The sequence below is a fragment of the Streptomyces sp. NPDC093097 genome (assembly GCF_044754325.1).
GTDB lineage: Bacteria > Actinomycetota > Actinomycetes > Streptomycetales > Streptomycetaceae > Streptomyces.
Window position 1 is genome coordinate 97,962 of record NZ_JBIVOW010000017.1, and the last position, 14,086, is coordinate 112,047.

14 protein-coding genes are annotated in these 14,086 nt (G+C 74.3%); 8 read left to right on the forward strand and 6 right to left on the reverse strand.

The features are described from left to right. Positions 1-248 precede the first annotated feature (248 nt). Positions 249-863 (forward strand): hypothetical protein, encoded by a 615-nt coding sequence (locus ACIQE0_RS26365; RefSeq protein ID WP_366330851.1) that lies wholly within the window; start codon positions 249-251, stop codon positions 861-863. 399 nt (positions 864-1,262) lie between these two features. Beyond that, a complete protein-coding gene (locus tag ACIQE0_RS26370) occupies positions 1,263-2,705 on the forward strand; it encodes an amidase (protein WP_402336674.1) in 1,443 nt (480 codons plus the stop codon). 30 nt (positions 2,706-2,735) lie between these two features. On the opposite strand, the gene soxR is transcribed toward ACIQE0_RS26370, so the two are convergent. Beyond that, on the reverse strand, positions 2,736-3,263 hold the full coding sequence (gene soxR / locus ACIQE0_RS26375; RefSeq protein WP_366330849.1) for a redox-sensitive transcriptional activator SoxR: 528 nt from the start codon (positions 3,261-3,263) through the stop codon (positions 2,736-2,738). 116 nt (positions 3,264-3,379) lie between these two features. Here soxR and ACIQE0_RS26380 point away from each other — a divergent pair, with 116 nt between their 5' ends. Further along, entirely contained in the window at positions 3,380-3,841 is a 462-nt protein-coding gene (locus ACIQE0_RS26380; protein ID WP_366330847.1) for a MaoC family dehydratase, read from the forward strand. A gap of 35 nt (positions 3,842-3,876) precedes the next feature. Here the strand turns inward: ACIQE0_RS26380 and ACIQE0_RS26385 are convergent, their stop codons facing one another. Both ACIQE0_RS26385 and ACIQE0_RS26390 read right to left on the reverse strand, forming a co-directional pair. Beyond that, the gene (locus tag ACIQE0_RS26385) at positions 3,877-4,500 is read right to left on the reverse strand and encodes a TetR/AcrR family transcriptional regulator (protein WP_366330846.1); all 624 of its coding nucleotides are present in this window, start codon (positions 4,498-4,500) and stop codon (positions 3,877-3,879) included. A gap of 139 nt (positions 4,501-4,639) precedes the next feature. Continuing rightward, the gene (locus tag ACIQE0_RS26390; protein ID WP_402336679.1) at positions 4,640-5,794 is read right to left on the reverse strand and encodes an acyl-CoA dehydrogenase family protein; all 1,155 of its coding nucleotides are present in this window, start codon (positions 5,792-5,794) and stop codon (positions 4,640-4,642) included. 92 nt (positions 5,795-5,886) lie between these two features. Here ACIQE0_RS26390 and ACIQE0_RS26395 point away from each other — a divergent pair, with 92 nt between their 5' ends. Together ACIQE0_RS26395 and ACIQE0_RS26400 are read left to right on the forward strand one after the other, a co-directional pair. Then, positions 5,887-6,525, forward strand: coding sequence for a TetR/AcrR family transcriptional regulator (locus tag ACIQE0_RS26395; protein ID WP_402336681.1), 639 nt, complete (start codon positions 5,887-5,889; stop codon positions 6,523-6,525). Between the two features lie 77 nt (positions 6,526-6,602). Continuing rightward, complete coding sequence (locus ACIQE0_RS26400; RefSeq protein ID WP_402336684.1) at positions 6,603-7,595, forward strand: urea transporter; 993 nt, start codon at positions 6,603-6,605, stop codon at positions 7,593-7,595. Between the two features lie 151 nt (positions 7,596-7,746). On the opposite strand, the gene ACIQE0_RS26405 is transcribed toward ACIQE0_RS26400, so the two are convergent. Together ACIQE0_RS26405 and ACIQE0_RS26410 are read right to left on the reverse strand one after the other, a co-directional pair. After that, complete coding sequence (locus tag ACIQE0_RS26405) at positions 7,747-8,847, reverse strand: zinc-binding dehydrogenase (RefSeq protein ID WP_402336687.1); 1,101 nt, start codon at positions 8,845-8,847, stop codon at positions 7,747-7,749. A 240-nt stretch (positions 8,848-9,087) separates the two neighbouring features. Next, the gene (locus ACIQE0_RS26410; protein WP_402336853.1) at positions 9,088-9,735 is read right to left on the reverse strand and encodes a TetR/AcrR family transcriptional regulator; all 648 of its coding nucleotides are present in this window, start codon (positions 9,733-9,735) and stop codon (positions 9,088-9,090) included. Positions 9,736-10,038: 303 nt separating this feature from the next. Between ACIQE0_RS26410 and hmgA the strand changes: the two genes are divergently transcribed. From hmgA to ACIQE0_RS26425, 3 genes are all read left to right on the forward strand, one after another. After that, a complete protein-coding gene (hmgA, locus tag ACIQE0_RS26415; protein WP_366330841.1) occupies positions 10,039-11,364 on the forward strand; it encodes a homogentisate 1,2-dioxygenase in 1,326 nt (441 codons plus the stop codon). 34 nt (positions 11,365-11,398) lie between these two features. Further along, entirely contained in the window at positions 11,399-12,148 is a 750-nt protein-coding gene (locus tag ACIQE0_RS26420) for a GntR family transcriptional regulator (RefSeq protein WP_402336690.1), read from the forward strand. Positions 12,149-12,250: 102 nt separating this feature from the next. Next, complete coding sequence (locus ACIQE0_RS26425) at positions 12,251-13,519, forward strand: type ISP restriction/modification enzyme (RefSeq protein WP_402336693.1); 1,269 nt, start codon at positions 12,251-12,253, stop codon at positions 13,517-13,519. A gap of 166 nt (positions 13,520-13,685) precedes the next feature. On the opposite strand, the gene ACIQE0_RS26430 is transcribed toward ACIQE0_RS26425, so the two are convergent. Next, the gene (locus ACIQE0_RS26430; protein ID WP_366330839.1) at positions 13,686-13,955 is read right to left on the reverse strand and encodes a hypothetical protein; all 270 of its coding nucleotides are present in this window, start codon (positions 13,953-13,955) and stop codon (positions 13,686-13,688) included. Positions 13,956-14,086 lie beyond the last annotated feature (131 nt).

Here is a 14,086-nt window from a genome sequence, read left to right on the forward strand (position 1 = left end):
CTCCTCGATGGGTTCCCGTGCTCCGCGAGAGCCCGGGGGGAGGGTGCGCCGGACGTTACCGTCGGTTACTCGTTACCGGAAGATGAACAACAGTCACCTTTTCGCATTCCCCACAGTGGGCAGGAGTCCGGGCCGGACACCCCGGCACATCGCCACCCAAAACCGCAAAAGAATTCGATGGATCCAGGTGGCGGCCGGCTACGTCCATTCCGTGTCCAGTCGGGATCCTCCTCGGAGGTGGAAGCACCATGGCCAGTTTCAGAGCCCTCGCAGAACAGGTCCGCAACCCGCGACTCGTCACCGTCCGACGACGCACCGCACTGCGCAAGTGCCTTGAGCGCTTCGCCCCTTACGGGCATCGCGCGACCTGGCACCACCTGTGCACCCGGGCCGGGTTCGGCACACAGGACCGCGACCCCGATCCGGCGCGGCTGATGGCGGCCCTCGCCGAACTGGAGGAGGCCCGGACCCTCTGGCTCTCCTACGAGAAGGAGTTCGCCGCCCGGCGCCGCCGCGAGAAGCACGAGGGCATCCGCCAGCCCAGCGCCCTCGACGACTGGCACCGCCGCACCTGGGGTGGCTACGACATCGTGCCCTGCGCGTCCCCGCAGCGGCACCCGGCGGCCCGCCTCTCCGAGGTGCTGCGCCGCATGATCGCGGCGATGGAGGCGGGCCATCCGCGCCGCGACTGCCCGGTCTGCGGCGGCACCCGCTTCGCCTGGGTCCCCGGACCGGACGGCAGCCCGGCGGACGGCCCGGCCTGCCGGGAGTGCGGGGTGCTCGCCCCGGCGTCCGTCCTGGCCCCCGACGCCCTGCACACCGCGTCCGCGATACACGGCGCGGAAGTCTTCGCCGCGGCCTGAACCCCGCCTCCGCACAGCACCGTTCCCCCCGCTCCGCGAGAACTGTCAGACCCGCCTGCCCTCATCCAAGACATGCTCCAGATGCTTCAGGGTGTCTCAACGGCCCCCGCACGGCGGCCGATTCGGGTGCGGTGCCGCTCTCGCCCGCCGCGCTCGCAGAAGCGGCGCGGCAGGCGGTCGCGGCCGGCGCGCAGGACGTCCATGTCCACCCCAAGACCCGGTCCGTTCCTTGCGAGGCGGTCCTTTCGAGACGGACTTCACCGGACGGTCTTTACGCGCAGACCCGGAACTGAAACAACTGTTCACGAGCTGATCACCGGCGAACTCCCGCCCGGTGCCGGCCCGTTCCCCCCGCGCCGCACCCTGACCGCGCGGGCACCGACGAGAGGGTGGACGTCCATGGCCGAACTGCACGACCTGACCGCGCTCGAACAGGCCGCCCGGATCCGCTCCGGGGAGCTGTCCCCGGTCGAGCTCACCGAGCACTACCTCGCGCGGATCGACCGGCTGGACGACACCCTGGGCGCCTTCGTCACCCGCACCCCGGAGCTCGCCCGCAAGCAGGCGGCGGAGGCCGAGAGCGAGGCCGCCGCGGCCCGCCGCGAGGGCCGCGCGCTCCCGCCGCTGCACGGCGTCCCGGTCCCGGTCAAGGACCTCAACCACGTGGCCGGGGTGCGCTGCACGATGGGCTCGGCCGCCCTGGCCGACCACGTCCCGGAGACCGACGACCACGTCGCCGACGCACTGCGCCGGGCCGGCACGATCCTGCTGGGCAAGACCAACACCCCCGAGTTCGGCCTGCCCTGCTACACCGAGAACGCGCTCGCCCCGCCCGCCCGCAATCCCTGGGACCTGGACCGCTCGGCGGGCGGCTCCAGCGGCGGCGCGGCCGCGGCGGTGGCCGGCGGCCTGGCGCCGGTCGCGCACGCCAGCGACGGCGGCGGTTCGATCCGCATCCCGGCGTCCCTGTGCGGGCTCTACGGCATCAAGCCCAGCCGCGGCCGGGTCAGCAGCGGCCCCGTGCTGCACGACGTGACGGGCCTGAGCACCTCCGGCCCGCTGGCCCGCACGGTCGCCGACGCGGCCACCCTGCTGGACGCGATGGCCGGCCCCCGGCCCGGCGACCCGTACGCCGCCCCCGCGCTGCCGCCCGGCGAGACCTTCGCCGACCAGGCCGGCAGGGACCCGGGACGGCTGCGGATCGCGGTGCTCACCCAGGCCCCGCTCCCGGGCATGGAGCTGCACCCCGACTGCCGCACCGCCGCTACGGAGGCCGCCGCCCTGCTCGGCGAACTCGGCCACCACACCGAGGAGTTGTCGCTCCCCGTCGACGACACGATGCTGCACGCCTTCACCCGGGTCTGGGCGGTGACGGCCGCGAACCGCCCCGTCCCGCCGGGCGGCGAGGAGCTGCTGATGCCGCTCACCCGCCATCTGCGGGCCCGCGGCCAGGAGGTCTCCGGCGCCGCCTTCGCCGGCTCCCTCCACACCTTCCGGACGCTCGCGCAGACCATCGCCGACGTCCTGATGCCCCCGGGCACCGGCTACGACGTGATCCTCTCCCCCACCGTGGCCGCGCCGCCGCCCCCGGTGGGCGGGCTGCGCAACGACGCCGATCCGCGGGCCGAGTTCGCCGGGATCGGCCGGTTCACGCCGTTCGCCGCCTTCTACAACGCCACCGGTCAGCCCGCCGTCAGCGTCCCGCTGCACTGGAACGCCCAGGGGCTGCCGATCGGCGTCATGCTGGGCGGCCGCTACGGCGACGAGGCCACCTTGATCGCGCTCTCCGCGCAGCTGGAGGCGGCCCGCCCGTGGGCGCACCGCAAGCCGCCCGTCTGGTGAACGAACGGCCCCAGGGCCTGGCAGCAGGCCCTAGGTGCCGTCCGGGGTGCACGTCCTGGCGCCGGTGTCGTCCTTCGATGCCGGTGCCGGGTCCGTGGTGCGCCGGTCCACCCGCAACCGGCGGGCGCCGGGGCCCTGTTCGCCGAGGTTGTCGTAGGGGTTGGACAGCGCGCACTTGTCCATCGAGAGGCAGCCGCAGCCGATGCAGTCGGTCAGCCGGTCGCGCAGCTCGACGAGCTGGTTGATCCGCTCGTCGAGTTCGGAGCGCCAGACCTCCGAGAGCCGGGCCCAGTCCTCGCGGTTGGGGGTCCGCTCGTCCGGCAGCTCCGCCAGCGCGTCCCGGATCACCGCGAGCGGGATCCCGACCCGCTGCGCGGCCCGGACGAAGGCGACCCGGCGCAGCGTCTCGCGGGTGTAGCGACGCTGGTTGCCGGCCGTGCGGGTGCTGCTGATCAGTCCCTTGGACTCGTAGAAGTGCAGGGCGGAGACGGCCGCTCCGCTCCGCGCGGAGAGCTGGCCGACCGAGAGTTCGTGGACCTTGAACGGAAGCTGGGGCACGCCGCCAACCCTACGGGCCGCCGCCCGGATCCACCGTGGCCGGGCGTTGACACCGGGCGTCCGCCCTCGCATGCTGAGCAAGCGCTTAGTTCAACGACTGAGGAGGCGGACGAGGAATGGCGGAGCCCCGGGTGTTCGGGTCCATCGAGGAGCTGCGGGCGGCGGTCGGCGAGGAGCTCGGCCCCAGCGACTGGCTGACGGTCGACCAGGCGCGGATCGATCTGTTCGCCCAGGCCACCGGCGACCACCAGTGGATCCACGTCGACCGGGAGAAGGCCGCGGCCGGCCCGTTCGGCACCACCATCGCGCACGGCTACCTCACGCTGTCGCTGCTGCCGGTCCTGGTCCCGCAGCTGCTGCGGGTGGACAACGTGACGATGGGCATCAACTACGGCACCGACAAGGTGCGTTTCCCGGCCCCGGTCCCGGTCGGCTCGCGGCTGCGGGCCCGCGGCCGGATCGCGGAGGTGACCGAGGTGCCCGGCGGGGTGCAGCTCACCACCGTGGTGACCGTCGAGCGGGAGGGCGGCGAGAAGCCGGTGTGCGTGGCGGAGTCGGTCAGCCGCTTCCACTTCTGACGGAACGCGGCAACAGGCCCCCGTCGGGGCGGCGGTCAGGAGGCCCCGCCCACCATCCGCAGCACGAGGTCGGCGTAGAGCGCGCCGACCTCGTCGGGTGTCCGGGGGCCCTCGGCGGTGAACCAGCGGGCGACGTCCACGCACAGCGACAGCACGGCCAGGGTGGTGCCGGGCACGTCGTCGACGGAGAACTCCCCGCTGTCCGCGCCGTCCTGGATGATCTGGCGGAGCAGCCGGTCGGTGCGGCGGCGCAGCCCCGCGATCTCGGCGTAGTGCTCCTCGCTCAGCGCCTGGAGTTCGTACTGGATGACCCGGGCGGTGGTGTGGTGCTCGGCGTGCCAGCGGGCGAAGGTCCGCACCGCGTCGCGGAGCCGGTCGGTGGCGCTGCCCTCGGCCCCGGCGGCGGCGCCCATGATGCGCAGCGCCTTCTCGTGGCCGATGCCGCTGATGCGGTAGAGCAGCTCCTCCTTGGTCTTGTAGTGGATGTACAGGGCGGCCGGGCTCATCCCGGCGCGGCCGGCGATGTCGCGGGTGGTGGTGGCGTGGTAGCCGCGCTCGGCGAACGCCCGGACCGCGGCGCTGACCAGTCGCCGCGCGGCGTCCGGGGTCACCCCGGACCACTCGTCGCCCGCCTCCGCCGCCCGCTCGGCCGCACCCATCGCCGCTCCCCGCTCCTCGTCCGCCAGGGGCCTTCCGCTGTCGGATCGAACACCATACCGCGCCACTGAGCAAGCGCTTAGGGCCTGCCGGAGGACGGGGCCCGGCGACGACCGGCAGGCGGGAGCGCGGCGTCCCGGCCTAGAAGGCGGAGACGCCGGTCAGCGCGCGGCCGATGAGGAGCTTCTGGATCTGGCTGGTGCCCTCGTAGAGGGTCATCACCCGGGCGTCGCGCAGCAGTTTGCCGACCGGGTACTCGTCGATGTAGCCGTACCCCCCGAAGACCTGGAGGGCGTTGCCCGCGGCACGCACCGCGGCCTCGGAGGCGAAGAGCTTCGCCTTGGACGCCTCGGTGGCGAACGGCCGGCCCCGGTCGATCAGATCGGCCACCCGCCAGGTCAGCAGCCGGGCCGCGTCCACATCCACCGCGATATCGCTGATCAGCTCCTGGACGAGCTGCCGGCCGGCGATCGGGGCGCCGAACTGCTCGCGCTGCCCGGCGTATCCGAGGGCGGCGTCCAGCGCGGCCTGGGCGATGCCGACGCAGCCGGCGGCGACCGACATCCGCCCCTTGGCCAGTGCGGACATGGCGACCGAGAAGCCCTTGCCCTCGGGGCCCAGCATCGCGCCGGCGGGCACCCGCACGCCCTCCAGGACCAGTTCGGCGGTGGCCTGGCCGCGCAGTCCGAGCTTGCCGTGGATCGGACGGCGGGTCAGGCCCGGGGTGTCGGCGGGTATCAGGAAGGCGCTGATCCCCTTGTGGCCGGGGCCGCCGGTCCGGGCGAAGAGCAGGACCACGTCCGCCACCGTGCCGTTGGTGATGAACATCTTGCTGCCGTCGAGCACCCAGTCGCCGCCGGCGCCGTCCCGGACCGCGCGGGTGGCCAGGGCGGCCGCGTCGGAGCCGGTGCCGGGCTCGGTCAGACCGAAGCAGCCGAGCGCCGCACCGGAGGCGAGGCGGGGCAGCCAGGTGCGCTTCTGCTCCTCGTCGCCCCAGGCGGCGACGGTCTTGGCGACCAGTCCGAGCGAGACCGAGACGATGCCGCGGACCGCGGAGTCGCCGCGCCCCAACTCCTCGGTGACCAGCGCGTACGCGAGGTGGTCGCCGCCCGAGCCGCCGTACTCCTCGGGGAGGGTCAGCCCCAGGAAGCCGAGGTCGCCGAGCGCGCGGACGATGCCCGGATCGACCTGTTCGGCGCGGTCCCAGGCGGCGGCGTGCGGGGCGATCTCGCGGTCGGTGAAGTCCGCGGCGAGCCGGCGCACGGCGGCCTGCTCGGGGGTGAGCTCCAGATTCATCTCGGGCCCCTCGTCGGCGGGATGCGGGAGTGCGCACCGCGACGTTAATTAGCGGTGCTAGTTTTCGCTGGGCAGCCCCTACTATGTGCGGCATGGCCCGACCCCGCAAGCCCCTGCTGAGCCGCGCGCGCATCGTCACCACCGCGCTGGCCCTGATCGACGCGGAGGGGCTGGCGGCGCTCTCCACCCGGCGGCTGGCGGCGGAGTTGGGCGTGAGCGGCCCCTCCCTCTACAACCACTTCACGACCAAGGACGAGATCCTCGACGCGGTGGCCGACACCGTCATCGCCCAGGTCGACGTCTCCACCCTCGCCACCGGCGCCGACTGGCGGGCCGGCCTGCTGGACTGGGCCCGCTCCTACCGCGCGGCGCTGGCCGCCCATCCGCACATCGTGCCGTTCCTCGCCCAGGGCCCCGGCCGCCGGCCCGCCGGGCTGAAGATGGCCGACGCGGCGTTCGGGGGCATGGTCGAGGCCGGCTGGCCGCCCGCCCTGGCCACCAAGGTCTGCGCGATGGTGCGGTACTTCGTCGCCGGCTCGGCGCTCGGCTCGTTCGCCCGCGGCTTCGTCGACGACCCCGGGGCCTACGACCCGGCCGACTATCCGCACCTGGGCCAGGCGCACCTCCTGGCCGAGCACCAGCGCCAGGTGGACGAGGGCGCCTTCGAGGCCGGGCTGCTGGCGCTGGTCGACGGCCTGACGGCGCAGCACCCCGAACTGACACCTCCCTGAGGTGACTTCAGGATACGGATGTACAGTGCACCAGTCCCTGGCGGGCAGGGACGAGGTACGTCCTGCGGAGGCCGAAAATGCGCCAACTGAGCACGGCCGAGGGTGGGCCGGCCGCCAAGCGGCCCGACTTCTCGACGACCCGCTGGGGGCGCGGGATCACGGCGGTGCTGCGCGGCCAGGCGCAGGTCGACTTCCTGCCCAGCGCGCTGGCCGGGCTGGTGTTCTCGGTGGCCCTGTGCGCCGCCGGCTGGAGCTACGGCCTCTACGGACTGCTCGGCGCGGCCGTCGGCACCGGCACCGCACAGCTGCTGGGAGTGGACCGCGGCCGGGTCGCGGCCGGGCACGAAGGCTTCAACGCCTGCCTGGTCGGGGTCGCCTGCGCGGTCTTCCTCGACGCCGACCACCTCTCCACCCTGCTGATCGCGGTGGCCGCCAGCGCGACCGTCACGGTCGTCACGGCCGCCGTGGCGCGCGTCCTGGGCACCTGGGAACTGCCCACCCTCACCCTGCCGTTCTGCCTGACGGCCAGCGCGCTGACCGTGGCCGCGCCGAGCTTCCAGCGCGTCTGGCACCTGCCCGACGACCCCGCCGCGCTGCCCCGGACCGCGTCCGGGCCGACCGCGCTCAGCCTCACCGACCTGTGGCACGCCTTCTTCACCAACATCGGTGAGATCTTCCTGATGCCGCAGTGGTACGTCGGCCTCGTCTTCCTCATCGGCATCTTCGTCGCCGACCGCCGCCTGGGCGCCCTGGCCTGCGCCGGCAGCGCCGTGGCCATCGCCACGTCCTGGGCCCTCGGCGCCCCCGCCGACCAGGTGCGCCACGGTCTGATGGGCTATGACGCGGTGCTGGTCGCCATGGCGCTGGGCGGGGTCTTGCTGGTCACGGACGGCTGGAGCGTGGGGTACGCGCTGGTCGGCGCGGTCGCCTCCACCGTGCTGAGCCCGGCGCTCGGCGCGCTCTTCGCACCGTCCGGCGGACACGCCTTCACCTGGCCGTTCGTGCTGGTGACGCTGGCGTTCCTGGCGGCCGCGCCGGCCTTCCCGCGGCTGCGCAGGGCCACGGGCTGACGGCCCGGCGGCGGCCGCGGGCGGACCGTCAGATCGGTCAGACCGGCCAGACAGGTCAGATCCGCGCGGACCGTCAGACCCCTCAGGCCCGTCTGACTCGCCTGGCCTGCCTGCCCCGTCAGGCCCGTCAGGCCCGTCAAGCCCGTCAGGCTCAGAAGACGACCAGCGCCCGGCCGCCCTTTCCGGCCAGCATCGCCTCGAACGCGGCCGGGATGCCGTCCAGTCCGATCCGGTCGGTGACCAGCGCGGAGAGGTCCAGCGCACCGGAGCGGACATGCTCGGCGATCACCGGCAGATCGCGGGCCGGATCGCTGTTGCCGTAGACGCAGCCGGAGAGCGTCCGGCCGAAGTAGAACAACTCCAGGGCGGAGAAGGCGACCTGCTGGTCCTTGCCGCCGATGCCCACCACCGTCGTCCGGCCGCCGCGGCGGGTGGCGGACCAGGCCGCGCGGATGGTCTGCGCGCGGCCCACGCACTCCACCGCGACATCGGCGCCGACCCCGCCGGTGAGCGCCCGGATCCGCCTGGCCCCCTCCTTCTCGAAGAACGCCGGGCCGTCGGCGACCAGGAAGTCGGTGGCACCGGCCGCGCGGGCCAACTCCTCCTTCTCCGGGGAGACATCCACCGCCACCAGCGGGCCGGCCCCGGCGATCCGCGCCGCCTGGAGGGTCGCCAGGCCCACCCCGCCGACGCCGTAGACCACCACCGACTCCCCCGCCCGGACCCGTGCGCTGTGGTGGACGGCGCCCCAGCCGGTGAGCACCGCGCAGCCGAGCAGCGCCGCGTCGACCAGCGGCACCCCGGCCGGCAGCGGCAGCGCGGCGCGCGCCGGCACCACCGTCTCCTCGGCGAACGCGGCGGTGCCCAGGCCCGGGTGGAGCGCGCCGCCGTCGGCGCCGAGGGTGGCGTAGGGGGCTTCGGCGGCCCGTCCGGCGTGGGCGCACAGCCAGGGCTCGGCCAGCGCGCAGAAGTGGCAGTCGCCGCAGGACGGCGCCCAGTTGAGCACCACCGGGTCGCCGGGGGCGACCCCGGTCACGTCCGGCCCCACCGCGGTGACGGTGCCCGCGCCCTCGTGCCCGAGCACCGCCGGGACGGGCTGGCGCAGCGTCCCGTTGGACAGCGACAGGTCGGAGTGGCAGACCCCGGCGGCGGCGAGCCTGATCCGGACCTGGCCGGGGCCGGGCTCCGGCAGCGCGATCTCGGTGATCCTCAGCGGGGCGTTGACGGCGGGCAGGACGGCGGCGCGGACCACGGGATCTCCTCGGGACGGGCGGGCGGGGCGGAGCCGGGGCAGGGTGCGCCCGACGGGGCCGCCCGGACCCGCGGCGTCCGGCACCGCGGGCCGCTCCACGCCGGCCCACCGGACAGACCTTAGGGACGCCCTGAGGCGCTTCCCAGGGGAACACCCCACAAAACTACCGACGGTAGTTTGGCGCCGGCGGCGGCACTCCGCGCCCGCCCGGGCCGCGGGGGACGAACCGGCGCGGCGCGCTCACGGCGCGCCCCCGCCGGGCCCGCCCGCGCCCTGCGCACCGCCGTCCGCCGCCCCGTCCAGATAGCGCGCCAGATACGCCCGCAGCAGCTCTTTGGTCTCCGCGACGATCGCCGGATCACCGGACGGGTCGGTGCGGAAGGCGAGTTGGAGCAGCGCGTCGGCGGACTCCACGCCGACCAGGAAGGCGGTGCGCAGCCGGGGGTCGGCGGGGTCCAGGCGGAGCTGCCCGGCGAGCAGGCGCAGCAGCCGGTCGGCGACCTCGTGGTTGGCCTGCCGGGACTCGCGCGGGGCGGGGACGGTGAACTCCACCAGGGCGAAGCCCGGCACCGTCCGCTTCATGGCGAGGTACTCGTCGACCACCACGTCCATCGCGGCGCGCCAGCCCGGCAGTTGGTCCGGGGCGGCCATCCGGGCGCCGATCCGGTGCGCGTAGGCGTCGAGGTTGCGCCGGGCGAGCGCCTCGGCCATGGCGCGCTTGTTGGGGAAGAAGCGGTAGACGGAGCCGATCGGGACCCCGGCGCGGCCGGCCACCGCGCGGGTGCTCAGGTCCTCGTACCCGGTCTCGTCGAGGAGTTCGGCGCAGGCGTCGAGGATCCGGGCCAGGCGCTGGGCGCTGCGCCGCTGGACGGGCGCGCGGCGGAGCAGGGCCGGCGCGGGGGGCGCGGGAGCGGCGGCCGGCGCGGGGGCGAGGGGCCGGGGGACGGGCGGGGGTGTCGAAGACTGCACCTCGTCATCTTGCCCGGCATGCGGCCCGGGGAGGGCCGAGCGGGGCGATCCGGCCGCGACGGCCGGGATTCCCCCGGGTTGCCGGCTTCTCCCGGACAAGGACGCCGCGCACCGTTGACGCCCCTCCCCCTCAATCCTAAGGTCATGCATAGGATTCCTTGTGATCCTGTGGTGCCTTGGATTCCGTGGACGTCTTGTTCCGTAGAGCGGCGGGAGCGTGTGATGACAGGTACGGACAACGAGCGGGCGAGGAAGACGGCCGAGGGGCTCGTCTACTCCTCCGGCTTCGGCAACGAGCACAGCTCGGAGGCGGTCCCCGGCGCGCTGCCGGTGGGCCGCAACTCCCCCCAGCGGGCCCCCCTCGGGCTCTACGCCGAGCAGCTCAGCGGCTCCGCGTTCACCGAGCCGCGCCGGCGCAACCGCCGGTCCTGGCTCTACCGCATCCGGCCCTCGGCGGCGCATCCGCCGTTCGCCCGCGCCAACCGCGGCGAGATCCGCTCCGCGCCGTTCGCCGAATGCCTGCCCGACCCCAACCGGCTGCGCTGGAACCCGCTCCCCGAGCCCGCCGACCCGACGGACTTCGTCGACGGCCTGTGGACGCTGGGCGGCAACGGCGACGCCACCCAGCGCGCCGGCATGGCGGTGCACCTCTACCACATCAACGCCTCCATGGAACGGCGGGTGTTCGGCAACGCGGACGGCGAGCTGCTGATCGTGCCGGAGCGCGGCGGGCTGCTGCTGCGCACCGAGTTCGGCCTGCTGCGGGCCGAACCTGGCCAGGTGGCGCTGATCCCGCGCGGGGTCCGCTTCCGGGTCGAGCTGCTGGACGCCACCGCCCGCGGCTATGTCTGCGAGAACTACGGCCACCCCTTCGAGCTGCCCGACCTCGGCCCGATCGGCGCCAACGGCCTGGCCAACGCACGGGACTTCCTCGCCCCGACCGCCGCCTACGAGGACGTCGAGGGGCCCGTCGAGGTGGTGAACAAGTTCTGCGGCCACCTGTGGACCGCGACCTACGACCACTCCCCCCTGGACGTGGTCGCCTGGCACGGCACCCATGTCCCCTACGTCTACGACCTGCGCCGCTTCAACGTCATCGGCTCGATCAGCTACGACCACCCGGACCCGTCGATCTTCACGGTGCTGACCTCGCCCTCGGACACCCCGGGGCTGGCCGGCGTCGACTTCGTGGTGTTCGCACCGCGCTGGCTGGTCGGCGAGGACACCTTCCGGCCGCCGTACTTCCACCGCAACGTGATGACCGAGTACATGGGCCTGATCGAGGGCGCCTACGACGCCAAGGCGGAGGGCTTCGTGCCCGGCGGCGGCTCGCTGCACAACATGATGTCGGCGCACGGCCCGGACCAGGAGACCTTCGAGCGGGCCAGCGCCGCCGAGCTGGCCCCGCAGAAGATCGACGACGGGCTGGCGTTCATGTTCGAGACCCGCTGGCCGCTGACGCTCACCCCGCAGGCCCGGGACGCCGGCCATCTCCAGCGCGGCTACGACGAGGTGTGGCAGGGTCTCCAGCGCCACTTCCGCCCGTAGACCGGGACCAGCTCCGCCGACCGGGGAACGCACCGTGACCACCTTCGCACCCGACTCGCTCGCCCTGAACCGCAAGCTGCCGCTGTGGTACCAGGTCTCGCAGTCCCTGCGCGCCTCCATATTGGGCCGCTCCCCCGACGCGCCCCTCCGGCTGCCCACCGAGGAGGCGCTCGCCGCGCACTACGGCGTCAGCGTGCTGACGATGCGCCAGGCGCTCAAGGAGCTGGAGGCGGAGGGCCTGATCAGCCGGCACCGGCGCCGGGGGACGTTCATCGAGCCGCATGTGCGGCGCGGGACGCCGGTGCGGCTGCTCGGGTCCGTGGACGCGATCGTGGCCCAGCAGTCCGGGATGAGCACCGTCCTGCTGGAGCACGGACCCGTCCCCGTTCCCGCCGAACTGTCCGAATATTTTCCCCAGATGACGGAAGTGGCCGGTTATCGGCGCCTGCGCAGCGATGAGGCCACGGAGGAGCCGACCAACCACGCGCGCAACTACGTGCGCCCCGATGTGGCGGCCCGGATCGACCTCGCGGACCTCACCCGCTGGCCGATGACGAAGGTGCTGCGGGACGCGGTGGGCCTGCGCATCGGGCGGATCACCGACACCGTCGAGGCGCGGCTGGCCGACCCCGAGACCGCCCGGCTGCTGCGCGTGCCCCTGCTCAGCCCGATCCTGCACTACACCGGCATCACCTACGACGATTCCGGGCAGGTGCTCGACGTCGCCCTGATCCACTACCGGGGCGACCGGTTCTCGTTCACGGTGACGCTGGACGCACACTAGGCCGCTTCGGTGCGGCGGGCGCGGTGCACGGGTGCCGCGCCCGCCGCCAGGTCCCCTCGCTACGATGCCAGGGGTCCACCAACGGTCCGGGAGGGGCTGCGCGTGACGGCGAAGCAGGGCGCGCCAGAGGTGGCCGCGCCGCGGCTGTCCGATCTGATGCCATGGTCCGTGCCGCCGCTGCGGCTGGGCCGCTCCTGGGTGCGGGACCCCGATCCGGCCACCCTGCGCGCCCGTTGGCGGGCCCTGACCGAGGCCGACCCGAATACCCGCGCGCTGCTGTTCCGCCCCTCCAGGGCCCGCACCCTGCACTCCGCGGTCGCCCAGCTCCCCGGCCACCGCGCCCCGACCGGGCGGCTGTCCCGGGCGGTCGGCCCGTGCCCGGAGCCGGTGCGGGTGTTGCACGGCCCGTTCGACCGGCAGTGGTTGCTGCCCGACCACCGGCTGATCGACGCCGCCCGCCCGGAGCTGTGGCGGGTCGCCGACGAACACCAGCTGTTCCTGGTCGAGTCGGGGCAGCTGCCGCAATCGTCCGGACCTACGGTGCTCTGCTCCGCGCTGCTGCCGGACGGCCACTCCCCCGCCGGACGCCCCGGCCGGATCCGCCCGCTCTACCGCCGGCCCGGCGGGGCCGAACCCAACCTCGCCCCCGGTCTGGCCGCCCTCCTCACCGACCGCCTGGACCGCCCGGTCACCCCGCCCGCCCTGCTCGCCTGGATCACCGCCACCGCGGAGCACTCCCCCGACGGCACCGCCGTACCGCTCACCGCCGACTCGGCGCTCTGGGACCGCGGGGTGGCGCTCGGCACCCGGCTGCTGTGGCTGCACACCTGGGGCGAACACACCGGGGACGGCGCCGAACGACCTGACGGGCGGCCCCGGTTGCCGGGCGGCCGACGCCCCTACGTACGGGCCGCGCTGCCCGCCCGCGGACTGCCGCGAACCCTCGACCACGACGCCGACGAGGAGGCGCTGCTGCTCGGCGACGGCCGGATCTCACCGGTCCCGGCGGATGCCTGGCAGTTCCACGCCGGGGGCGTGCGGGTGTTCCAGGAGTGGTTCGCGCACCGCGGCGGCGCCGGGGCCGCCGGGGCGGGGCCCGCCGAGCCCGGTTCGCTGGCGGCGCTGCGGCCGGCCGCCTGGCCGCAGGAGTGGACCTCGGAGCTGCTGGAGCTGGTCACCGTGCTGGCGCTGCTAGCCGAACTGGCGCCGGAGCAGGCGGGGTTGGCGCGGGAGGTCGCGGACGGCCCGCGGATCGGGGCGGCGGAGCTGCGGGCCGCGGGGGTGCTGCCGGTACCGGCGGCGGCGACGCGTGCGGCGTCGGTGCTGGACCATCAGGAGGAGGGCCCGGACGGCCAGTTCGCACTGTGGTGAGCCCGCGGTGCGCGCTCCCCGGCGGGGGCATGCCTGCGCCCGGACACATAAAGGAACCACCCGTCACGACGTGACGGGTGGTGAGCACGAGGCACCGGGGCAGCGGCACCGCGACGAACCGGGACGGTGGGGCGCCTGGGCCGGTGGTGCCGCTGTGCGGGGCGGCTCAGACGTGGCCGTGGCCGCCGAAGAGCGAGCGGCGCAGCCTGCGCAGCGGCGCGAACAGCGACACCCGGTGGCTGCGACTCCTCCTCATGCGTGCGTGATCACGCGCGGTGAGCTCCTGCATCAGTGAGGCGGCCCCCTCCACCTCACGCTGCGGGATGGCGGGACCGCCGAGCACCGCGAGATGGCGGTCGAGCCGCGCACTGGTCGCGCTGCTTCCGCACGTGATGGCAGGGACCCGCGCCCTGCTGCGCACTGTTATCTGTTCCATGACTCTCCCCACCCGTACGAGGGCACCCGGCCAACGGGCAGAGTAACCCTATCTCTCTTGGAGGACACGCGTGCAGACCGGTCAACGGATTCACCTGCCATGCCTTGACGTTGACGAACACCATACGGAAT

Bases quoted from the DNA above. Each gene is read 5' to 3' on its own strand.
- ACIQE0_RS26390 (WP_402336679.1), bottom strand. From the start codon at position 5,794: ATGAATCTGGAGCTCACCCCCGAGCAGGCCGCCGTGCGCCGGCTCGCC.
- ACIQE0_RS26365 (WP_366330851.1), top strand. From the start codon at position 249: ATGGCCAGTTTCAGAGCCCTCGCAGAACAGGTCCGCAACCCGCGACTC.
- ACIQE0_RS26370 (WP_402336674.1), top strand. From the start codon at position 1,263: ATGGCCGAACTGCACGACCTGACCGCGCTCGAACAGGCCGCCCGGATC.
- ACIQE0_RS26385 (WP_366330846.1), bottom strand. From the start codon at position 4,500: ATGGGTGCGGCCGAGCGGGCGGCGGAGGCGGGCGACGAGTGGTCCGGG.
- ACIQE0_RS26380 (WP_366330847.1), top strand. From the start codon at position 3,380: ATGGCGGAGCCCCGGGTGTTCGGGTCCATCGAGGAGCTGCGGGCGGCG.
- ACIQE0_RS26395 (WP_402336681.1), top strand. From the start codon at position 5,887: ATGGCCCGACCCCGCAAGCCCCTGCTGAGCCGCGCGCGCATCGTCACC.
- ACIQE0_RS26430 (WP_366330839.1), bottom strand. From the start codon at position 13,955: ATGGAACAGATAACAGTGCGCAGCAGGGCGCGGGTCCCTGCCATCACG.
- ACIQE0_RS26400 (WP_402336684.1), top strand. From the start codon at position 6,603: ATGCGCCAACTGAGCACGGCCGAGGGTGGGCCGGCCGCCAAGCGGCCC.
- hmgA (WP_366330841.1), top strand. From the start codon at position 10,039: ATGACAGGTACGGACAACGAGCGGGCGAGGAAGACGGCCGAGGGGCTC.